This window comes from Micromonospora sp. CNB394, from assembly GCF_000374985.1.
Taxonomy (GTDB): Bacteria; Actinomycetota; Actinomycetes; order Mycobacteriales; family Micromonosporaceae; genus Micromonospora; species Micromonospora marina.
Genome location: NZ_KB895843.1, coordinates 50,738 through 70,255, shown reverse-complemented (window position 1 = coordinate 70,255; position 19,518 = coordinate 50,738). Strand labels below are relative to the sequence as shown.

Genomic DNA, 19,518 nt, shown 5'->3' with positions numbered 1-19,518 from the left:
TGGCGCCCACGCGGAAACAGTTGCTCAAACCCTTGTCTGCCTCGGATTTAGTAGCCAAGATGGCAGTCAGATTGCGATAACCTCCGCTGACCCTCTCCCCGGCCACCCTCTCGGAGACTTCTGATGAGCGACCAGCAGCAGCTGCGCAACTTCGTCGACGGCGAGTACGTCGACCCGGTGGACGGCGGCTACGCCGACCTGATCGACCCGTGCACCGGCGAGGTCTTCGCCCAGGCCCCGGTCTCCGGAGCGGCGGACGTGGACGCGGCGATGAAGGCCGCCTCCGCCGCGTTCGAGACCTGGCGGGACACCACGCCGGCCGAGCGGCAGCGGGCGCTGCTGAAGTTCGCCGACGCGGTGGAGTCGCGGGCCGCCGAGCTGGTCGACGCGGAGGTCCGCAACACGGGCAAGCCCCGGCAGCTCACCACCGACGAGGAGCTGCCGCCCGCGGTGGACGAGTTGCGCTTCTTCGCCGGGGCGGCCCGCCTCCTCGAGGGGCGCTCGGCCGGCGAGTACATGGCCGGGCACACCTCGTACGTGCGGCGCGAGCCGATCGGCGTCTGCGCCCAGGTGACGCCCTGGAACTACCCGCTGATGATGGCGGTCTGGAAGATCGCCCCCGCGCTGGCGGCCGGCAACGCGGTGGTGCTGAAGCCGTCGGACACCACACCGGTGTCGACGCTGCTGCTGGCCGAGATCGCCGCCGAGCACCTGCCCCCGGGTGTGTTCAACGTGGTCTGCGGCGACCGCGACACCGGCCGTACGCTGGTCTCCCACCCGACGCCGCAGCTCGTGTCGATCACCGGCTCGACCCGGGCGGGCATGGAGGTCGCCGCCGCGGCGGCGCCGGACCTGAAGCGGACCCACCTGGAGCTGGGCGGCAAGGCCCCGGTGGTGATCTTCGACGACGCCGACGTGACGGCGGCGGCCGAGGCGATCGCGGTGGGCGGCTACTTCAACGCCGGCCAGGACTGCACGGCGGCGACCCGGGTGCTCACCGGTCCGGGCATCCACGAGGACTTCGTGGCCGCGCTGACCGAGCAGGCCCGCAACACCCGCACCGGCGCGCCGGACGACGCCGACGTGCTCTACGGCCCGCTGAACAACGCCAACCAGCTCGCCCGGGTGAGCGGCTTCGTGGACCGCCTGCCGGACCACGCGGACGTCACCACCGGCGGTGCCCGGGTCGGCGGGCGCGGCTTCTTCTACGCCCCGACTGTGGTCTCCGGCGTACGCCAGACCGACGAGATCATCCAGGACGAGGTGTTCGGGCCGGTCATCACCGTGCAGCGGTTCTCCGACGAGGACGAGGCGGTGCGCTGGGCGAACGGTGTGGACTACGGCCTGTCCGCGTCGGTGTGGACACGCGACCACGGCCGGGCCATGCGGATGACGCGACGGCTGGACTTCGGCTGTGTCTGGGTGAACACGCACATCCCGTTCGTCTCGGAGATGCCGCACGGCGGCTTCAAGCACTCCGGCCACGGCAAGGACCTGTCGGTCTACAGCCTGGAGGACTACACCCGGGTCAAGCACGTCATGCACAACATCGAGGGCTGATCCCCGTGGCGACAAGCGAGGAGCTGCACAAGCGCCGGGTCGGGGCGGTGGCGCGGGGCGTGGGCAGCACGATCCCCGCGTACGTGGACCGGGCGGGCGGCGGCACGATCACCGACGTGGACGGCCGGGAGTGGATCGACTTCGCGGCCGGCATCGCCGTCACCAACGTGGGCAACTCCGCGCCGCGCGTGGTCGAGGCGGTACGCGCCCAGGTCGAACGGTTCACCCACACCTGCTTCATGGTCGCGCCGTACGAGTCGTACGTGGCGGTCTGCGAGCAGCTCAACGCGCTGACCCCGGGCGGGTTCGAGAAGCGCTCGGCGTTGTTCAACTCCGGTGCCGAGGCGGTGGAGAACGCGGTGAAGATCGCCCGGCACGCGACCGGGCGGCCCGCGGTGGTGGTGTTCGACCACGCGTACCACGGCCGGACCAACCTGACCATGGCGCTGACCGCGAAGAACATGCCGTACAAGCACCGGTTCGGGCCGTTCGCCGGTGAGGTCTACCGGGTGCCGATGTCGTACCCGCTGCGCGACGGCGGACTGGACGGCGCCACCGCGGCGGCCCGGTCGATCGAGATGATCGAGAAGCAGGTGGGCGCGGAGAACGTGGCCGCGCTGCTGATCGAGCCGATTCAGGGCGAGGGCGGTTTCGTCGTACCCGCGCCGGGTTTCCTGCCGGCGCTGCGCGAGTGGGCGACGGCGGCCGGGGTGGTGTTCGTCGCCGACGAGATCCAGACGGGTTTCTGCCGCACCGGTGACTGGTTCGCCTGTGCGCACGAGGGCGTGCAGCCGGACCTGGTGACGCTGGCGAAGGGCATCGCGGGCGGGTTGCCGCTGGCGGCGGTGACCGGCCGTGCCGACCTGATGGACGCGGTGCACGTCGGCGGCCTCGGTGGCACGTACGGCGGCAGCCCGATCGCCTGCGCCGCCGCGCTCGCGGCGATGGAGACGATGCGGGAGCTGGACCTGACCGCCGCCGCGCGCCGGATCGGCGCGGTGATGGGCGAGCGGCTGGACGCGATCGCCGCCGGCGACCCGCGGGTGGCCGAGGTACGCGGCCGGGGGGCGATGCTGGCCGTGGAGATCGTGCGGCCCGGCACGCTGACCCCGGACCCGGCCGCCACGGCGGCGATCTCGGCGGCCTGCCACGCGGCCGGGCTGCTCACGCTGACCTGCGGTACCTACGGCAACGTACTGCGGTTCCTGCCTCCGCTCGTCATCTCCGACGACGAGCTGGGCCGGGGCCTGGACATCCTGGCGGCCACCTTCGGCTGACCCCGGACGTGGAGCACCATGGGCCCGATCTCCCCCAGGACCGGCCCATGGTGTTCCACCCGGGAGATCAGCGGATCAGCTCGACGGTGTTGCGCCGGACCAGGTTCTTGCCGGGCTCGCGGATGGCGTCCATTGCCGCCGTGTTCAGCAGCACGCAACTACCAGACGGTCCGGTGACGGTCACCGTCACGGTCTTGCTGTTGTCCAGGTTCGTCACCCGCAGCCGGGTGCCGGGCGGGAACTGGCCGCTGGTGGCGGCCGGTGCTCCGCCCCCGGCGAAGAACGTGAGCGCGCCGGAGCAGACGCTGCCACCGATCGGCTGCGCCGCGCCCGGGCGGGTCTCACCCGGTTGCGCGCCCGGTGCCGGGGCGCCGCCGCCGTCGAGGCGTTCCACCACGTTGCGGCGGATGACGTTCTTGCCCGGCTCGCGTACCAGGTCCATGGCGGCGGCGTTGAGCAGCACGCAGCTCCCGGACGGCCCGGTCACGGTCACCGTGGCCACCTTGCGGTTGTCCAGGTTCGTCACCCGCAACCGGGTGCCCGCCGGGAACCGGTCGCTGGTCGCGGCCGGTGGGCCGCCCTCGGCCGAGAAGGTCACCGACCCGGTGCAGACCGACCGCGCGGCCGGCGCGGTGTCCGCGAAACCGAGTCCGGTGCCCACCGAGACCGCCACCGTGGCGGTCACCGCCACAGTGGCCGCCAGCACGTGCTTACGCTGCACCATCACGTTCTCTCCCGTCGTCGCCGTCGTTCGACGCGTGGTACGGACGGGAGAGCCGGACCGTTCACCCGGATTCGCGGACGACAACGGAACGTAGCGCGAGCGTGGCACTCCGGAACGGACGCCACTGCCCGCCGCCGCGCATTGGCGATCAGTGGTGAGCTGGGTCACCATGGGCGCGAGGAGGTCGCCGATGGCTGACCCGTGGCTCGCCCTCGAGTTCGGCGCGGATCCGGCGGAGCGGATCGCGCAGGTCGGTGCCGCCCACGAGGCGTTCCTCACCGCCGGCACCACCTCCGGCCGGGTCCGGGAGGTGGTGGCCCGCTCCTGGGAGCGGTCCGCGCTGCTCGACCCGGAGGCCACCGCTCCGGTCGACCTCACCGACGACGCGCTGGAGAGTTACCGCGCCACCCACCCGCTGGCCCGGGTGATGCCGCTGTTCCGCGACCTGCTCGGCGGCATCGCGCAGGACGGCGCGCACCTGATGGCGGTCTGTGACGCCGCCGGGCGGCTGCTCTGGGTGGAGGGCCACCCCGGGGTGCTGCGGCACGCCGAGCGGATGAACTTCGTACCGGGCGCCCGCTGGGACGAGGCGCACGCCGGCACGAACGCCCCCGGCACGGCCCTCGCCGTCGACCACGGTGTGCAGATCTTCGCCACCGAGCACTTCGTCCGGCCGGTGCAGCGCTGGACCTGCGCCGCCGCGCCGATCCACGACCCCGCCACCGGTGCCCTGCTGGGTGCCGTCGACATCACCGGCGGGGACCATCTGGCCAACCCGCAGAGCCTCGCTCTGGTCCGGGCCACCGCCCGGGCCGCCGAGGCGTTCCTGGCCGGCGCCGCGCCCGCCGCGCCGGGCGTGGCGTACGTGTCGACGCTCGGCCGCGACGAGGCGGAGCTGCGCGTCGGGGGCCGGCGCATCCGGCTCGGCCGCCGGCACAGCGAGTTGCTGGTGCTGCTGGTCGGCCATCCCGAGGGGCGCACCGGGGAACAGCTCGGCCTCGACCTGTACGACGACGACAGGCGGCCGCCGGTCACGCTGCGCGCCGAACTGTCCCGGCTGCGCCGCGTGCTCGGCGAGGAACTGCTCGATTCCCGCCCGTACCGGCTGCGGCCGGCCGTGCGCGCCGACTTCCGTACCGTCACCGAACTGCTGGAACGTGGCGATCCCGCGGCGGCGCTGCGCGCGTACCCCGGGCCCCTGCTGCCCCGGTCGGACGCGCCGGGAGTCGCGCGACTGCGCCGCCTGGTCGACGGCCAGCTGCGCGCCGCGGTGCTGGCCGGTGCCGACCCGGGGCTGCTCGCGGCCTGGACCGCGACGGCAGCCGGTGCCGACGACCTGGCCGCCTGGCAGGCCCTGGCCCGCTCGCTGCCGCCGGGCGCGCCCCGCCGGCCGCTCGCTGTGGCGCGGGCCCGCCAGCTCGCCGAGGAGTACGCGCTGCCGCGCGCAACGTTCCTGCAACGTCCCGGCAACTAGCCTGCCCGCCATCCACCCAGACGGACGGCGGAGGTACCCGTGACGCGCTACGACGCCCCCACCCACTGGCAGTCCCGCTACGACCACTACATCGGCGGCGAGTACGTGAAGCCGCACGGTGGCAGGTACTTTGAGAACCCGACCCCGGTGACCGGGCAGACCTTCTGCGAGGTGGCCCGGGGGACCGCCGAGGACGTGGAGAAGGCGCTCGACGCGGCACACGGCGCGGCTGACGCGTGGGGCCGCACGTCGGTCGCCGAAAGGTCGCTGATCCTCAACCGGATCGCCGACCGGATGCAGGACAACCTGGAGTCCCTCGCGATCGCCGAGACATGGGAGAACGGCAAGCCGGTACGGGAGACGCTCGCCGCCGACATCCCGCTCGCGATCGACCACTTCCGCTACTTCGCCGGGGCGATCCGGGCGCAGGAGGGCTCGCTCGGCGAACTCGACGACGACACCGTGGCCTACCACTTCCACGAGCCGCTGGGCGTGGTCGGGCAGATCATCCCGTGGAACTTCCCGATCCTCATGGCGGTGTGGAAGCTCGCCCCGGCGCTGGCCGCCGGCAACGCGGTGGTGCTCAAGCCGGCCGAGCAGACGCCCGCCTCGATCCACTACCTGCTCTCGCTGATCGGCGACCTGCTGCCGCCGGGCGTGGTGAACGTGGTGAACGGCTTCGGCGTCGAGGCGGGCAAGCCGCTGGCGTCCTCGTCGCGCGTGGCGAAGGTGGCGTTCACCGGCGAGACCACCACCGGGCGGCTGATCATGCAGTACGCCAGTGAGAACATCAAGCCGGTCACGCTGGAGCTGGGCGGCAAGAGCCCGAACATCTTCTTCGACGACGTCAGCGCCGCCTCCGACGACTTCCTGGACAAGGCGCTGGAAGGCTTCACCATGTTCGCGCTCAACCAGGGCGAGGTGTGTACCTGCCCGTCCCGGGCGCTCATCCAGCAGGGCCACTACTCCGACTTCCTGGCCGCCGCCGTCGAGCGGACGAAGGCGGTCAAGCAGGGGCACCCGCTGGACACCGACACGATGGTCGGCGCGCAGGCGTCGAACGACCAGCTGGAGAAGATCCTGTCCTACCTGGACATCGGGCGGCAGGAGGGCGCTCGCGTCCGCACCGGCGGGGAGCGGGCGGACCTCGGCGGCGAGTTGTCCGGCGGCTACTACGTCGAGCCGACCGTCTTCGAGGGCGACAACTCGATGCGGATCTTCCAGGAGGAGATCTTCGGCCCGGTCGTGTCGGTGACCTCCTTCGCCGACCTGGACGACGCCGTGAAGATCGCCAACGACACCCTGTACGGGCTCGGTGCGGGTGTGTGGACCCGGGACCTCAACACCGCGTACCGGGCGGGGCGGGCCATCCAGGCCGGCCGGGTGTGGACGAACTGCTACCACGCCTACCCGGCGCACGCGGCGTTCGGCGGCTACAAGCAGTCAGGCATCGGCCGGGAGAATCACAAGATGATGCTGGAGCACTACCAGCAGACCAAGAACCTGCTGGTCAGCTACTCGCCGAAGAAGCTGGGCTTCTTCTGATGGGCGAGCCGGTGACGGTGACCCCCGCGGCGGCCGACCTGATCCGGTCGCTGCGGGGGCAGCACGGTCCGCTGATGTTCCACCAGTCCGGCGGCTGCTGCGACGGCAGCGCGCCGATGTGCTACCCGGCCGGTGAGTTCCGCACCGGCGGTTCGGACGTGCTGCTCGCCTCGCTCGCCGTCGACGGGGTGCCCGAGCCGGTGGAGTTCTGGATGTCGAAGGCCCAGTGGGAGCTGTGGCAGCACACCCGGCTCACCGTCGACGTGGTGCCCGGCCGGGGCAGCGGCTTCTCCCTGGAGGCGCCGGAGGGCGTCCGCTTCCTCATCCGCTCCCACCTGAACCGCTGATCTGTCCGAGATCTTGCAGCTCGCGGGCATCGCGGCGGTGGGATGCTGACGCCGTCCACTTCGGAGTCCGCGTCCCACCACCGCTCAAGTCGCTACCGGGTCGCGTTCCACCACCGCCCGACAGGAGACCGCGCATGAACCCGGTCCGACAACCAGTGCTCGCCGCCGGCCTCACCGCCCTGGCCACCGCCGCCACGCTCGGGCTCGCGCCGGACGCCGCCGTCGCGGCCCCGGCGGCCTCCCCCCGTATCTCCGTCAACTGGTTCGGCACGGCCGACGTGCGCGCGCACACCGCCACCGTCGGCGGCCGGTTCGACTGCGGCGCCGAGCGCGGCCTCGCGTACATCGAGGTGCACCTCGACCAGCGGGTACGGCGAGGGTCGGTCACCGGCTTCGGGTTCGGCGTGATCGGCGCGTGCACCGACGAACGCACCGCCGGCACCTGGACCGCGACCATCCCCGCCGACCAGGGCACCTTCCGCCCCGGCCCCGCCACCACCATCGCGCGCCTGGTGGTCGAGCCCAACTCGATCACCGAGACCACCGAACGCGTACGCCTACGCCCCCGCTGCCCCCACCCCTGACCGGGTCGACGGCCTCCGGTCAGGCGATCTGCCGGAGGTCGTCGCCGTAGTCGAAGATGATCCGTAGCCGGGCACCGAGCGCGTTGGCGTATCGGCTCAGCGTGGCCACCTCGTTGACGTCGAGGTCGCCGTTCTCGATCTGGCTGACCCGGCCCGGCGTGACCCCCATGATCTCGGCGACCTGCCGCTGGGTGAGCCCCAGCCGCTTGCGCTCCTCGGCCAGGTGGAACGCACTCACCCACGCGTCGGTCCGGGCGCGCTCCGCCTCGTATGCCTCGTCGTCACCGCCGAGTTCGGCGCGGACCTCGTCCCAGTGATAGAACTCCGTCACGACTCCCCCCTTCGCTCGCGCTCGCTGTCGAGCCAAGCCTTGTAGGCAACCTCCGCCGCCGGGATGTGCTGCCGGTACCAGCGGGTCCAGTTGCCCGCCTTGTTGCCGGCGACCAGGAGGACCGCCTGCGACCCGGCCAGCTTGTCCACCGCGCGGACGCTCTCGTACGACGCCGGATCGTGGTCCCGCAGGTCGCGCAGCCAGTGCCGGACCTCTCCGGTCACCCGGACCGACCAGCGCTTCCCGTCCACACCCATGGCCCGACTATAGCCCGAGCTAAACATGTCGGGGTAGCTGTCATCGGTCGTCCAGGAGCGGCTGGGTGGGGTTTCACGGGGTTCCGGTTTCGGCGTCGCGACGGCGGCGGGCTATCGCGGACAGCGCCTCCAGCACCACCCGGTTGCCCAGGTACGCGGTGATGTCGGCGTGGTCGTACGGCGGGGCGACCTCCACCACGTCCAGCCCGACCACCGGCAGTTCGTAACAGACGCGGCGGACCGCGTCGAGCAGTTGCCGGGAGGTGAACCCGCCCGGCTCCGGTGTGCCGGTAGACGCACAGGTCCTTCAGCGCGTCCACACGCAGCGCCAGCGACGGGCGGGAGCCGTCGTGCGGCAGGTAGCAGGCCTGCCGGATGGCGGACGGCCCGAACCGGGTGCCCGGCCGGTGCGAGGTGCCGCCGTCGAACGGCGCCCCGATGATCACCACGTCCGCGTCGGCGTACGTGACCGGTTCCTCGACCGTGCACGGCGGCACGCCGAGGAACGTGACGTCGGGACCGTACATCGGGCCGTACCGGGTCATCGTTCCTCCATCCCCCACGGCGAACCGTAGCCGGTGAGCAGGTCGAGGAAGGGGGTCGGCGGGAACGCCTCCGGGCCGAGCACGCCGGTGCCGGACCAGGCGCCGGTGGCGAGCAGTTCCAGCGCGACGACCGGGTTGACGGCGGTCTGCCAGACCACCGCCTGGTGGCCGTACTCGGCCATCGACCACTCGTTGTCCACCACGTGGTACAGGTAGACCCGGCGCGGCCGACCGTCCGGTCCGGTCCCGGTGACGTACGTGCCGGCGCACGTCCTGCCGCTCATCCGGTCGCCGAGCGTGGCCGGGTCGGGCAGCGCGGCGGCCACCAGGTCGCGCGGCGACACGTCGACCCCGCGTACCCGCACCGGCTGGGTCGAGTCCAGCCCCAGCTTGTGCAGCGTGCGCAGCACCTCGATGAACTCGGCGCCGAGGCCGTACTTGAAGGTGACCCGCTTCGCCGGCACCCAACGGGGGATGAGCAGCACCTCCTCGTGCTCGACGTTGACGCACTCGACCGGGCCGATCCCGGCCGGGAAGTCGAACACCTCCGGTTCGCTGAACGGTTCGGTGGTGAACCAGCCGCGCCCGGCCTCCCAGATCACCGGCGGGTTGAGGCACTCCTCGATGGTGGTCCAGATGGAGAACGACGGCGCGAACTCGTACCCGGCGACGGTGAGGTTCGCGCCGTCGCGTACCCCGATCTCGTCGATCTCGGTGAACAGTTCGTCGGCGGCGTAGCGGGCGAAGACGTCGGACAGGCCCGGTTCGACGCCGATGCCGCACAGCGCCAGCCGCCCGGCGGCGGCCCACCGCTGCGCGACGGCGAACTGCTCGTCGCCGAGCTTGACCCCGGTCTCGGCGTAGGGACGCTCGGGGTGCGGCCGGGACAACGACATCGCCATGTCCAGGTAGTCGGCCCCGGCGGTGAACGCGCCGTCGAAGATCGGCATGACGAAGCGCGGGTCGACGGCGTTGAGCACGTGCGTGATCCGGTGTTCCCGGCACAACGCGGCCACCGCGTCGGCGCAGGACGCGTCCACAGTGGCGGCGACGAACCGGTCGCCGTGCCCGGCGACGGCCCGCGCCGCCCGCACCGGGTCGTGGTCGGCGACCACCATGGTCTCGAAGAAGGAACGGCGGGCGGCGACGGAAACGGCGGCGGAGCCGACGCCACCGGCGCCGACGAGGAGGATACGCATCAGGAGTCGAACCCCAGTCCAAGACGGTCGAGAGTACGGAGCCAGAGGTTGCGCCGCCCATCGCGCGCGTCGGCGCGGGCGAGCGACCAGCGGGTCAGGTTGATGCCCACGGACCGGGCCGGTTCCGGTGGGATCGGCAGCGGCTTGCGGCGCACCAGGTCGAGCCGGGTCAGCGGGGTGTCAGTGCCGGAGAGCAGGTCGAGCGTGACGCGGGCGCCGAACCGGGTCGCGCCGACGCCGAGCCCGGTGAACCCGGCCGCGTAGGCCAGGCGGCCTTCGTAGGCGGTGCCGAAGAACGCGCAGAACCGGGTGCAGGTGTCGATGACGCCGCCCCAGCGGTGGCTGAACCGCAGCCCGTCGAGTTGCGGGAACGTCGTGAAGAAGTGCGAGGCGAGCGTGGTGAAGGTGGCCTCGCGCTGCTCCAGCGCGGGCGCCACCCGGTTGCCGTAGTGGTAGATCGCGTCGTAGCCGCCGAACAGGATCCGGTTGTCGGCGGTGAGCCGGTAGTAGTGGAACTGGTTGCCGGTGTCGGCGAGCCCCTGCCGGTTCCGCCAGCCGATCGCGTCGCGCTGCGCCGCGGTCAGCGGCTCGGTCATCAGCGCGTAGTCGTAGACCGGCACCAGCCAGGAGCGCAGCCGGCGCAGCAGCGGCGGGAACGCGTTCGTGGCCAGCACCACCTGCCGCGCCCGGACCGCGCCGGACGCCGCGTCCGCGCCGCCCGCCGTGGTGGCGCGCAGCCCGGCTCCGTCGCGGGCCAGGCCGGTGACACGGGTGTGCTCGTGTACGCGTACGCCCAGGTCGAGCGCCGCCCGGCGCAGCCCCCAGGCGAGCTTCGCCGGGTCGAGCAGGGCCACCCGGTCGGCGTCCCACATCCCGCCCAGGTACGTCGGCGACGCCACCTCGGCGCGTACCTCGTCGCGGTCGAGCAGCCGCACGTCGTGGCCGTACCGGCGGGCCAGTTCGGCGTCGGCGGCGAGCCCGTCGAGCTGGTACGGCTCGACCGCGACCGCCAGTTCGCCGGTGCGCTCGAAGTCGCAGGCGATGTCGTACTTCGCCACGGCTGCGGCGATCGCGTCCAGGTTCTCCCGGCCCAGCCGTTCCAGCTCGTCGATCTCGCCGGGGAACCGCTCGACGCCGTTGGCGAGCCCGTGGGTCAGCGACGCGGCGCAGAACCCGCCGTTGCGCCCGGACGCCGCCCAGCCGCACGTGCCCGCGTCGACCAGCAGCACGTCGCGGTCCGGGTCGGCCTCCTTCGCCAGCAGCGCGGTCCACAGCCCGGCGTACCCGCCGCCGACCACGAGCAGGTCGGCGGCGTGCGACCCGGACAGCGGCGGCAGCGGGTCGGGGCGCTCCGGCCGGTCCAGCCAGTACGGCACGGGCGCGGCGTCGGCCAGCGCCCGGCCGGTATGCGGGAGTGTCATGGCTTGCCCGCAGGTGTGGCGATCATCGCGAGGGCGGCCCGTCGCGCCCGCCGCCCGCGCAGCGAGCTGGCCCCGACCAGCAGCAACGCGATCACGAACATGGCCGTCCCGATCACGTTGACCTGCGGTGGGATGCCCCGCTGCGAGGCGCCCCAGACGTACATCGGGAACGTGACGGTGGTGCCGGCGTTGAAGTTCGTGATGATGAAGTCGTCGAAGCTGAGCGAGAACGCCAGCAGCGCGGCGGCCACGATGCCGGGTAGCACGAGCGGCAGCGTGATCCGGCGGAACGTCTGCCACTCGCTGGCGTACAGGTCCATCGCGGCCTCCTCCAGCCGCCGGTCCATGCCGGCGAGCCGGGCCTTCACTGTGACCACGACGAACGACACGCAGAACATGACGTGCGCGATGACGATCGTCCAGAAGCCCTGCGGCACCCCGGCGGCGACGAAGAGGGCGAGCAGCGAGGTGCCCATCACCAGTTCCGGGGTGGCCATCGGCAGGAAGATGAGCCCGTTGAGCCCGGACCGGCCGCGGAAGCTGTGCCGGACCAGCGCGAACGCCATCAGCGTGCCGAGCACTGTGGAGGCGGCGGTGGCGATCAGGCCGATCTGCATGCTGCGCACCACCGCGTCGCACATGTCAGCTGTCGCGCAGGGCTGCTTCCAGTTGTCGAGCGTGAACTCGTTGAAGTCGTAGGAGAGCCGGCTGGAGGGCCGGTTGAGGGACAGACCGGCCACCACCATGATCGGCAGCGTCAGGTAGCCGAGGACGAGCAGAGCCACGCCCATCACCCACCGGTCGGCGAGCCAGCGCCGCATCAGAGCCTGCCTCCATTCGCGACTGCGGGGCTCCACTTCGCTGCGCTCCTCGCGCTCATCACAGCACCTCCTCCGTGCCGGCCTTTCGCAGATAGACGAAGACGATCGCCAGGATCGCGGCCATCAGCAGGAACGACAGCGCCGCGCCCTGCGGATAGTCCAACCGGACCAGGAACGCCGAGTCGATGACGTTGCCGATCATGTACTCGTTCGGCGTGCCGAGCAGCTCGGCGTTGATGTAGTCGCCGGTGGCCGGGATGAAGAACAGCAGCGTGCCGGCGATCAGGCCGGGCATCGACAGCGGCAGCGTGACCTTCGCGAACGCGCGCAGCGGACTCGCGTACAGGTCGCTCGCCGCCTCCAGCAGCCGGGGATCGAGCCGCTCCAGGCTCGCGTACAGCGGCAGCACCAGGAACGGCAGGAAGTTGTACGTCAGCCCGAGCACCACCGCGATCGGGGTGGCCAGCAGCCGGCCGTCCGGGCCGAGCAGGTGCACGTCGCGCAGCAGCCCGACGAGCGCGCCGTTGTCCGACAGGATGGTCTTCCAGGCCAGCGTGCGCACCAGGAAGCTGGTGAACATCGGCGCGACCACCGCCACCAGCAGCAGGTACTTCCACCGGCCGGCCTTCTGCGCGATCGCGTACGCCAGCGGATAACCCATCAGCAGCGCGAGCACCAGCGCGATCGCCGAGTAGAGGAAGGACCGGGAGAACTGCGGCCAGTACGCCTGCAACGCGTCCGGGTAGTTGCCGAACGCCCAGGTCATCGCGTACCCGGTGGTGAGCGAGCCGGACGGGTCGTAGAGGCTGGCGGAGGCGAGCTGCACCAGCGGGAGCGCGAAGAAGACGAGCAGCCAGGCCGCGCCGGGCAGCAGCAGCAGGTACGGCAGGAGGCGGCTGCGCCCGCGCCGCACCGGCGGCGGCGCCGGTTTCCCGGCGGAGGCCGGTACGTGGGCCAGCGCGCTCATGCCGCCACTCCGCTTCGCTCACTGCGCTCGCTCATGGCAGCGCACCCACCGGCGGCCCGTCGAGCAGCGGCGCGGTCTGGTCGTCCGCACCGGCGGCCCGAGGCAGCAGGAAAGCGTGGCGCGGATCCCAGTGTGCGGTCACCGCCGTACCGACGGCGAGCCGCCCGCCCAGCCCGCTGTTAGCGGCGAACGCGGACAGTTCGCTGCCCCACGCGGTGCGCACCAGGTACTGGGTGCTCACTCCGACGTAGGAGGTGTCGGTGACGACGCCGCCGACGTGCTGGTGCCCGGCCGGCACGCGGTCCGGGCCGTCGGCCAGGTGCAGCTTCTCCGGACGTACGCCGAGGAAGGCCGGACCGTCGGTGAGCCGGGCCCGGCCGGCGGGCACGGAGTAACGCGCGCCGTGCGCCGTGACCAGCACGTCGTCGGCGGCGCGACCGCCGGCGTCGGCGGCGAGCAGGTTGGACTGACCGAGGAAGTTCGCCACGAACGCGGTGGCCGGGTACTCGTAGATGTCGGCGGGTGCGCCGAGTTGCTCGATCCGGCCGGCGTTCATCACCGCGACCGTGTCGGCCATCGTCATGGCCTCCTCCTGGTCGTGGGTGACGTGCACGAACGTGATGCCCACCTCGGTCTGGATCCGTTTCAGCTCGATCTGCATCTGCCGGCGCAGCTTGAGGTCGAGCGCGCCGAGCGGTTCGTCGAGCAGCAGCACCTGTGGGTGGTTGATGAGCGCCCGGGCCAGCGCGACGCGCTGCTGCTGCCCGCCGGAGAGCTGGGCCGGGCGGCGCCGGCCGTACCCTTCGAGCTGGACCAGCGCGAGCATCCGCTCGACCTGGTCGCCCACCTTGCGGATGCCGCGGCGGCGCAGCCCGAACGCCACGTTCTCGTGGATGTCCAGGTGCGGGAAGAGGGCGTAGCTCTGGAACACGGTGTTGACCGGCCGCCTGTACGGTCGCAGCCCGGCGATGTCCTGCTCGCCGAGCAGCACCTTCCCGCTGGTGGGCTGTTCCAGCCCGGCGATCATCCGCAGCGTGGTGGTCTTGCCGCAGCCGGACGCGCCGAGCAGGGCGAAGAACGAGCCCTGCGGGACGGCGAGGGTGAGGCCGTCGACGGCGGTGAAGACGCCGAACCGCTTGGTCAGGTCGATCAGTCGCAGGTCACCGGCCGGGGGCTGCTGCCCCTTCACGCGCCGATCACCTGCTGGAACTTGGTCTCGTACTCCTTCTCCTGCGCTTCGTCGAGCGCCATGAAGACCTTCGCCTTCGACAGCATCGCGTCGTCCGGGAAGATGAGCGGGTTGGTGGCCAGATCCGGGTCGATCTTCTCCATCTCGGCCTGCGCGCCCTGCACCGGGCAGATGTAGTTGACGTACGCGGCCAGCTTCGCCGCCACCGCCGGGTCGTAGTAGTGGTTCATCAACGCCTCGGCGTTGGCCTTGTGGGTGGCCTTGTTCGGCACCAGCATGTTGTCCGACCAGAGCATCACGCCGGACTCGGGCACCACGAACTTGATCTTTTCGTCCTCGAAGCCGAGCTGGACCACGTCGCCGGACCAGCCGATGCACGCGGCGATGTCGCCCTTGGCCAGGTCGGGCGCGTAGTCGTTGCCGGTGAACCGCCGGATCTGCTTGCTGTCCACCGCCTTCTTGAGCTTGTTCAGCGCGTCGTCGAACTGGGCGGCGGTGAACTCGGCCGGGTCGTGGCCGAGGGACTGGAGCAGCAGGCCGATGGTGTCGCGCATCTCCGACAGCACCGTCACCTTGCCCTTGAGGTCGGGGCGGGTGAGCAGCTCGTCGACGGTGCGGATCTCTTTGGTGACGTTGGCGTTGTACGCGAGCCCGGCCAGCCCGGACTGCCACGGGACGGCGAGCTGGGTCTCGGCGTCGAAGGAGCGCCCGCGCAGCGACTGCAGTAGGTTCGCCTCGACGTTCGGCATCTTCGACTTGTCCAGCTTCTGCACCCAGCCGAGGCGGATCATCCGGGCGGCCATCCAGTCGGTGAGCACCATGATGTCCCGGCCGGTGCTCTGACACCCGGCGAGCTGGTTGCGCACCTTGCCGAAGAACTCGTTGTTGTCGTTGACGTCCTCGGTGTACGTCACCTGGATGCCCGAGGCGGCGACGAACGCGTCGAGCGTGGGGCGCTTGGACTCGTCCTTCTCGTCGGTGTCCATGTACTGCGGCCAGTTCGAGAAGGCGACCTTCTTCTCGGTGGCGGACAGATCCTCGCTCTTGCAGCCGGCTTCGGTCTGCTGGGCGCCCTTGGTCCCGCAGCCGGCCAGGGTACCCGCGGTGGCGAGCAGCGCGGCCGAGCCGACGGTCCCGGTGAGCAGACCACGCCGGGTGAGGGTCCGGAGGGGACTACGCATGTGACGACTCCTTGGGGGGGCATCGTCGGCGGCGGGACGGGGGCGGCGCGCCGGCGGGAGGGTCAGTGGCGATGGACGACTGATCCTGACATGAGAAAACCTCTCTCACAAGGGATTCCGTTGCCGGAATAGCCAGTCGCCACGAAATACGCCAGACTGCGCGGGGCACTACGCTCAACACGGAGAATCGGACACGAGGAGCGTCGATGGTCAACCGGCACCAGGAGATCGGGAACGGCAACCGCCGGGTCACCGTGCGTGAAGGGGCCAACCACGCTCTGCTCGACGACGTGGCCAAGCAGATCATCGAGCAGCTCCAGGAGGACGGGCGCCGCCCGTACGCGAGCATCGGCAAGGCGGTGGGCCTCTCCGAGGCGGCGGTACGCCAGCGCGTGCAGCGGCTGCTCGACGCGGGCGTCATGCAGATCGTCGCGGTCACCGATCCGCTCCAGCTCGGCTTCCCCCGCCAGGCCATGATCGGGCTGCGCACCGACGGCGACCTGGAACCCGTCGCGGACCGGCTGGCCGAGTTCGAGGAGATCGACTACGTCGTGATCACCGCCGGCTCGTTCGACCTGCTGGCCGAAGTGGTCTGCCGCAACGACGCGCACCTGCTGGAGATCCTGCAGAAGCTGCGCGGCGTGCCCGGGGTGCTCTCCACCGAGGCGTTCGTCTACCTGAAGCTGCGCAAGCAGACCTACAGCTGGGGTACCGCCTGATGCGGATTCCGTTGACACGGAAGTGATATGGCGCTGAATCCGTCGCGATGACGCCGACTCGCTTGCCTTATCGGCATCGCCTGTGGGATAACCGTGGGCAGAGCGGCCGGTGTCACCCCTGACCGGCCCGAGACCCGATGGGGCTGACATGGCCAACGCCACCGACCACCTGTGGATGCACTTCACCCGCATGGCGAGCTACCCCGCCGGCGAGGTTCCAACGATCGTCCGGGGCGAGGGCGCGTACGTCTGGGACGCGCAGGGCCGCCGCTACCTGGACGGGCTGGCCGGGCTGTTCGTCGTCAACGCCGGCCACGGCCGCACCGAGCTGGCCGAGGCCGCCGCCAAGCAGGCCGGCGAGCTGGCCTACTTCCCGCTCTGGTCGTACGCCCACCCGAAGGCGGTCGAACTGGCCGAGAAGATCGCCACGCTCACCCCCGGTGACCTGAACCGGGTCTTCTTCACCACCGGCGGTTCCGAGGCCGTCGAGGCGGCGTGGAAGCTGGCCCGGGCCTACTTCAAGCGCACCGGCAAGCCCACCAAGCACAAGGTCGTCAGCCGGTATATCGCCTACCACGGCACCTCGATGGGCGCGCTGTCGATCACCGGCCTGCCCGGCATCAAGACCGACTTCGAGCCGCTGGTGCCCGGCGGCATCAAGGTGCCGAACACCAACTTCTACCGGGCTCCGGAGCACGGCGACGACGCCGAGGCGTTCGGCCGCTGGGCCGCCGAGGAGATCGGCCGGGCGATCGAGCGGGAGGGGCCGGAGACGGTCGCCGCCGTCTTCCTGGAGCCGGTGCAGAACTCCGGCGGCTGCTTCCCGCCGCCGCCCGGCTACTTCGAGCGGGTACGCGAGATCTGCGACGCGTACGACGTGCTGCTGGTCAGCGACGAGGTGATCTGCTCCTGGGGCCGGCTCGGCGAGTACTTCGGCGCCGTGCGGTACGGCTACCAGCCGGACGTCATCACCACCGCCAAGGGCATCACCTCCGGCTACGCCCCGCTCGGCGCGATGATCGCCAGCGAGCGGCTGATGGAGCCGTTCCTCATCGAGACCGGCATGTTCGCGCACGGCGTGACGTTCGGCGGCCACCCGGTCTCCTGCGCGGTGGCGCTGGCCAACCTGGAGGTGTTCGCCCGGGAGGACCTGATCGGGCACGTCCGGGCCAACGAGGGCGCGTTCCGGTCCACTCTGGAGAGGCTGCACGACCTGCCGATCGTCGGCGACGTCCGGGGCGACGGCTACTTCTACGGCATCGAGCTGGTCAAGGACAAGACGACCCGGGAGACGTTCGACGAGGCCGAGTCCGAGCGGCTGCTGCGCGGCTTCCTGTCCACCGCGCTGTTCGACGCCGGGCTCTACTGCCGCGCCGACGACCGGGGCGACCCGGTGGTGCAGCTCGCCCCGCCGCTGATCGCCGACCAGCAGCACTTCGACGAGATCGAGCAGATCCTGCGCGCGGTGCTGACCGAGGCGTGGTCGCGGCTCTGACGCCGATGACCGACTACCGGCACCTGTCTGTACCGGCTGTCCGGCCTGGACGAACGGCTGACCCCGCGAGCCGGGTTGCCCGGCGACACGGACGCCACGTGGCGATCCTGGGCGCCGGGTAGACCGGGCTGTGGACGGGCGCGGATCGACGCCAGTTCGGGGTGGTGGCGGGGTCCAGGCGGGTGGGATGGCCCCACCTCCCCGTGCTGGTGTTGACCTTGACCTGGCTGGCACGTGGCCGACCAGCGCGACCTTCACGGTCGACCGATGGCGCGGGTCGGTGGTGGGTGGGTCAGTGGTGCGGCGGCGGGATCACCCGGAGGTGGCCTCGGCGGCCCTGCTGGGGGCTCTGGTGGGGCTTGGTGGTGGGCTCGTCCTCCGGGGGACGGGGCGGAGCCGGGCGGGCGGCCTCGCGTACCGCCTCGGCCAGCGCCACCAGGTCGTCGGTGGTGGGCGGCGGCGGCTCGAACTCGCCCTCGTGCCGCACCACGTCCCAGCCGCGCGGGGCGGTCAGACTGCGGGCGTGCGGCTCACACAGGTCGTACGTGTGCGGTTCGGCGAACGCCGCGAGCGGCCCCACCACCGCCGTCGACTCGTTGTAGACATAGGTCAATGTGGCGACCGCTTGCCGGGGGCAGCCGTTACGGGAGCAGCGCCGTGGTGACCTCACGGCGGCAGGGTATCCCCATTACCGGGTCCGGCGCACCGCTTCGCGTTACGACACGCCCGTCATGGTGATCACAATTCTTTCGTTCGGCGCACCGGCACGCCGGACGGCCGCGCGACGGCGGGTGGACCGCCGGCCCGGGCTACCCTGTGCGTCATGACGAGCCCCCAGAACCGCCGCCCCGGCTCCGGCCGGCGCACCCACCGTGACCGGCACGGTCGCGGGCTGCGCGGGCGACTGGTGCCCGCCACGGTGCCCCTGGCGCGGACGAAGGCCGAGGTCTTCGACGATCTGGTGCTCGACACGGTGGAGACGCTCGAACGCCGGTTCGCCAAGGAGTTGGCCGGGGTGGAGTTCGCGGTCGAGGACGTCCCGCCGGATCTGAACGTCTACGACTCGGACGTGCTGGAGGACGGCGAGGTGCCACTCGCCCGGCTGCTGCCCGGGCGGCCCGGCCGCCAGGAGGTGCCGCCGCGGATCGTGCTCTACCGGCGGCCGCTGGAGTTCCGCGCGATGGACCGCGAGGACCTCGCCGACCTGGTGCACGACGTGATCATCGAGCAGGTGGCGAATCTGCTCGGGGTCGACCCGGACGAGCTGGCCTGACGACGGGGCGCCGCCCTCCGGCCGGACGCGCCGGCCGGACGGCGACCCGGGTCCGGGCGGCCCCCACCGCCCGTGGACCCGTACGTGGATCAGGCGGCGACCCGCCGCTTGAGCTTGCGCCGCTCCCGCTCGGAGAGGCCACCCCAGATTCCGAACCGCTCGTCGTGGCCGAGCGCGTACTCCAGGCATTCCGTCTTCACTTCGCACCGCGAGCAGATGCGCTTCGCCTCGCGGGTCGAGCCGCCCTTCTCGGGAAAGAACGCCTCCGGGTCGGTCTGCGAGCAGAGCGCTCGCTCCTGCCACTCCGGCGCGTTCCCGAGCAGGTCGGCCACCTCGAGCTGGCCGTCCATCGATTGCCTCCTTGTCGCGCACCGGCGTCATTCGCCGCTGCAACCCCCCACGCGAAAGGCGTGCCTGTCCGTACGGTCACTATTTGTTGCGTTCCGTGCGAACAACCCCATTCAAATTACACGCGTGTAATGCGTGCGCCGTCAAGCCAAACTTGATAATGGAGTCGCCCTCCCGACACGTCCGGGACGACCGCCGCGGCCGCCCGTAGCCTCGCAACCTGCCCTATCGATTCAGACCCCGGACGAGTAACGCCCTCCC

At 71.4% G+C, this 19,518-nt stretch carries 20 protein-coding genes and 1 pseudogene; 9 read left to right on the top strand and 12 right to left on the bottom strand.

Features of this window, described 5'->3' with window-relative positions; translation table 11 throughout:
- The first annotated feature begins 123 nt into the window (after nt 1-123).
- Entirely contained in the window at nt 124-1,560 is a 1,437-nt protein-coding gene (locus C569_RS0120085) for a gamma-aminobutyraldehyde dehydrogenase (protein WP_018787566.1), read from the top strand.
- A 5-nt stretch (nt 1,561-1,565) separates the two neighbouring features.
- Nucleotides 1,566-2,837, top strand: a complete 1,272-nt coding sequence (gene gabT, locus C569_RS0120080) for a 4-aminobutyrate--2-oxoglutarate transaminase (protein ID WP_018787565.1) — start codon at nt 1,566-1,568, stop codon at nt 2,835-2,837.
- A gap of 67 nt (nt 2,838-2,904) precedes the next feature.
- Here gabT and C569_RS0120075 read toward each other — a convergent pair whose 3' ends face one another.
- Entirely contained in the window at nt 2,905-3,561 is a 657-nt protein-coding gene (locus tag C569_RS0120075) for a hypothetical protein (protein ID WP_018787564.1), read from the bottom strand.
- 190 nt (nt 3,562-3,751) lie between these two features.
- Between C569_RS0120075 and C569_RS0120070 the strand changes: the two genes are divergently transcribed.
- The 4 genes from C569_RS0120070 (at nt 3,752) to C569_RS0120055 (ending at nt 7,511) form a co-directional block, all read left to right on the top strand.
- Nucleotides 3,752-5,035: a hypothetical protein gene (locus tag C569_RS0120070; protein ID WP_018787563.1), complete on the top strand. Its 1,284-nt coding sequence runs from the start codon at nt 3,752-3,754 to the stop codon at nt 5,033-5,035.
- 39 nt (nt 5,036-5,074) lie between these two features.
- Nucleotides 5,075-6,580: an aldehyde dehydrogenase gene (gene adh, locus C569_RS0120065; protein WP_018787562.1), complete on the top strand. Its 1,506-nt coding sequence runs from the start codon at nt 5,075-5,077 to the stop codon at nt 6,578-6,580.
- Entirely contained in the window at nt 6,580-6,927 is a 348-nt protein-coding gene (locus tag C569_RS0120060; RefSeq protein ID WP_018787561.1) for a DUF779 domain-containing protein, read from the top strand. The genes adh and C569_RS0120060 overlap by 1 nt, the downstream gene beginning before the upstream one ends.
- A gap of 134 nt (nt 6,928-7,061) precedes the next feature.
- Complete coding sequence (locus C569_RS0120055; protein WP_026268410.1) at nt 7,062-7,511, top strand: hypothetical protein; 450 nt, start codon at nt 7,062-7,064, stop codon at nt 7,509-7,511.
- Between the two features lie 19 nt (nt 7,512-7,530).
- Here the strand turns inward: C569_RS0120055 and C569_RS0120050 are convergent, their stop codons facing one another.
- The 9 genes and pseudogenes from C569_RS0120050 to C569_RS0120010 all read right to left on the bottom strand — a co-directional run bounded on the left by C569_RS0120050 (nt 7,531) and on the right by C569_RS0120010 (nt 15,422).
- Nucleotides 7,531-7,842, bottom strand: a complete 312-nt coding sequence (locus tag C569_RS0120050; protein ID WP_013284175.1) for a helix-turn-helix domain-containing protein — start codon at nt 7,840-7,842, stop codon at nt 7,531-7,533.
- Nucleotides 7,839-8,099 carry a hypothetical protein gene (locus C569_RS0120045; RefSeq protein ID WP_018787559.1) on the bottom strand — a complete coding sequence of 87 codons (261 nt, stop codon included), beginning with the start codon at nt 8,097-8,099 and terminating at the stop codon, nt 7,839-7,841. Before C569_RS0120045 ends, C569_RS0120050 begins: the two co-directional genes overlap by 4 nt.
- Nucleotides 8,100-8,172: 73 nt before the next feature.
- Nucleotides 8,173-8,644 (bottom strand): annotated as a pseudogene (locus C569_RS35080) (arginase family protein).
- The gene (locus tag C569_RS0120035) at nt 8,641-9,843 is read right to left on the bottom strand and encodes a saccharopine dehydrogenase family protein (protein WP_018787557.1); all 1,203 of its coding nucleotides are present in this window, start codon (nt 9,841-9,843) and stop codon (nt 8,641-8,643) included. Before C569_RS0120035 ends, C569_RS35080 begins: the two are co-directional and overlap by 4 nt.
- Nucleotides 9,843-11,264, bottom strand: coding sequence for an FAD-binding oxidoreductase (locus C569_RS0120030; RefSeq protein WP_018787556.1), 1,422 nt, complete (start codon nt 11,262-11,264; stop codon nt 9,843-9,845). The genes C569_RS0120035 and C569_RS0120030 overlap by 1 nt, the downstream gene beginning before the upstream one ends.
- Entirely contained in the window at nt 11,261-12,085 is an 825-nt protein-coding gene (locus C569_RS0120025) for an ABC transporter permease (RefSeq protein ID WP_018787555.1), read from the bottom strand. The genes C569_RS0120030 and C569_RS0120025 overlap by 4 nt, the downstream gene beginning before the upstream one ends.
- A gap of 58 nt (nt 12,086-12,143) precedes the next feature.
- Nucleotides 12,144-13,052, bottom strand: coding sequence for an ABC transporter permease (locus tag C569_RS0120020; RefSeq protein ID WP_018787554.1), 909 nt, complete (start codon nt 13,050-13,052; stop codon nt 12,144-12,146).
- 31 nt (nt 13,053-13,083) lie between these two features.
- Nucleotides 13,084-14,241: an ABC transporter ATP-binding protein gene (locus C569_RS0120015; RefSeq protein WP_018787553.1), complete on the bottom strand. Its 1,158-nt coding sequence runs from the start codon at nt 14,239-14,241 to the stop codon at nt 13,084-13,086.
- Nucleotides 14,238-15,422: a spermidine/putrescine ABC transporter substrate-binding protein gene (locus tag C569_RS0120010; protein WP_018787552.1), complete on the bottom strand. Its 1,185-nt coding sequence runs from the start codon at nt 15,420-15,422 to the stop codon at nt 14,238-14,240. Before C569_RS0120010 ends, C569_RS0120015 begins: the two co-directional genes overlap by 4 nt.
- Before the next feature lie 206 nt (nt 15,423-15,628).
- On the opposite strand from C569_RS0120010, the gene C569_RS0120005 reads away from it, so the two are divergent.
- Nucleotides 15,629-16,141 (top strand): Lrp/AsnC family transcriptional regulator, encoded by a 513-nt coding sequence (locus tag C569_RS0120005; protein WP_018787551.1) that lies wholly within the window; start codon nt 15,629-15,631, stop codon nt 16,139-16,141.
- A 148-nt stretch (nt 16,142-16,289) separates the two neighbouring features.
- Nucleotides 16,290-17,636, top strand: coding sequence for an aspartate aminotransferase family protein (locus C569_RS0120000; RefSeq protein WP_018787550.1), 1,347 nt, complete (start codon nt 16,290-16,292; stop codon nt 17,634-17,636).
- Between the two features lie 292 nt (nt 17,637-17,928).
- Here the strand turns inward: C569_RS0120000 and C569_RS0119995 are convergent, their stop codons facing one another.
- Nucleotides 17,929-18,306, bottom strand: coding sequence for a DUF3499 domain-containing protein (locus C569_RS0119995; RefSeq protein WP_026268408.1), 378 nt, complete (start codon nt 18,304-18,306; stop codon nt 17,929-17,931).
- Between the two features lie 153 nt (nt 18,307-18,459).
- On the opposite strand from C569_RS0119995, the gene C569_RS0119990 reads away from it, so the two are divergent.
- Nucleotides 18,460-18,909: a metallopeptidase family protein gene (locus C569_RS0119990; protein ID WP_018787548.1), complete on the top strand. Its 450-nt coding sequence runs from the start codon at nt 18,460-18,462 to the stop codon at nt 18,907-18,909.
- 89 nt (nt 18,910-18,998) lie between these two features.
- Here C569_RS0119990 and C569_RS0119985 read toward each other — a convergent pair whose 3' ends face one another.
- Nucleotides 18,999-19,259, bottom strand: coding sequence for a WhiB family transcriptional regulator (locus C569_RS0119985; protein ID WP_013284161.1), 261 nt, complete (start codon nt 19,257-19,259; stop codon nt 18,999-19,001).
- Nucleotides 19,260-19,518 lie beyond the last annotated feature (259 nt).

Bases quoted from the DNA above. Each gene is read 5' to 3' on its own strand.
- C569_RS0120085 (WP_018787566.1), top strand. From the start codon at position 124: ATGAGCGACCAGCAGCAGCTGCGCAACTTCGTCGACGGCGAGTACGTC.
- C569_RS0120075 (WP_018787564.1), bottom strand. From the start codon at position 3,561: ATGGTGCAGCGTAAGCACGTGCTGGCGGCCACTGTGGCGGTGACCGCC.
- C569_RS0120070 (WP_018787563.1), top strand. From the start codon at position 3,752: ATGGCTGACCCGTGGCTCGCCCTCGAGTTCGGCGCGGATCCGGCGGAG.
- C569_RS0120060 (WP_018787561.1), top strand. From the start codon at position 6,580: ATGGGCGAGCCGGTGACGGTGACCCCCGCGGCGGCCGACCTGATCCGG.
- C569_RS0120055 (WP_026268410.1), top strand. From the start codon at position 7,062: ATGAACCCGGTCCGACAACCAGTGCTCGCCGCCGGCCTCACCGCCCTG.
- C569_RS0120045 (WP_018787559.1), bottom strand. From the start codon at position 8,099: ATGGGTGTGGACGGGAAGCGCTGGTCGGTCCGGGTGACCGGAGAGGTC.
- C569_RS0120035 (WP_018787557.1), bottom strand. From the start codon at position 9,843: ATGCGTATCCTCCTCGTCGGCGCCGGTGGCGTCGGCTCCGCCGCCGTT.
- C569_RS0120030 (WP_018787556.1), bottom strand. From the start codon at position 11,264: ATGACACTCCCGCATACCGGCCGGGCGCTGGCCGACGCCGCGCCCGTG.
- C569_RS0120025 (WP_018787555.1), bottom strand. From the start codon at position 12,085: ATGCGGCGCTGGCTCGCCGACCGGTGGGTGATGGGCGTGGCTCTGCTC.
- C569_RS0120020 (WP_018787554.1), bottom strand. From the start codon at position 13,052: ATGAGCGCGCTGGCCCACGTACCGGCCTCCGCCGGGAAACCGGCGCCG.
- C569_RS0120010 (WP_018787552.1), bottom strand. From the start codon at position 15,422: ATGCGTAGTCCCCTCCGGACCCTCACCCGGCGTGGTCTGCTCACCGGG.
- C569_RS0120005 (WP_018787551.1), top strand. From the start codon at position 15,629: ATGGTCAACCGGCACCAGGAGATCGGGAACGGCAACCGCCGGGTCACC.
- C569_RS0120000 (WP_018787550.1), top strand. From the start codon at position 16,290: ATGGCCAACGCCACCGACCACCTGTGGATGCACTTCACCCGCATGGCG.
- C569_RS0119990 (WP_018787548.1), top strand. From the start codon at position 18,460: ATGACGAGCCCCCAGAACCGCCGCCCCGGCTCCGGCCGGCGCACCCAC.
- C569_RS0119985 (WP_013284161.1), bottom strand. From the start codon at position 19,259: ATGGACGGCCAGCTCGAGGTGGCCGACCTGCTCGGGAACGCGCCGGAG.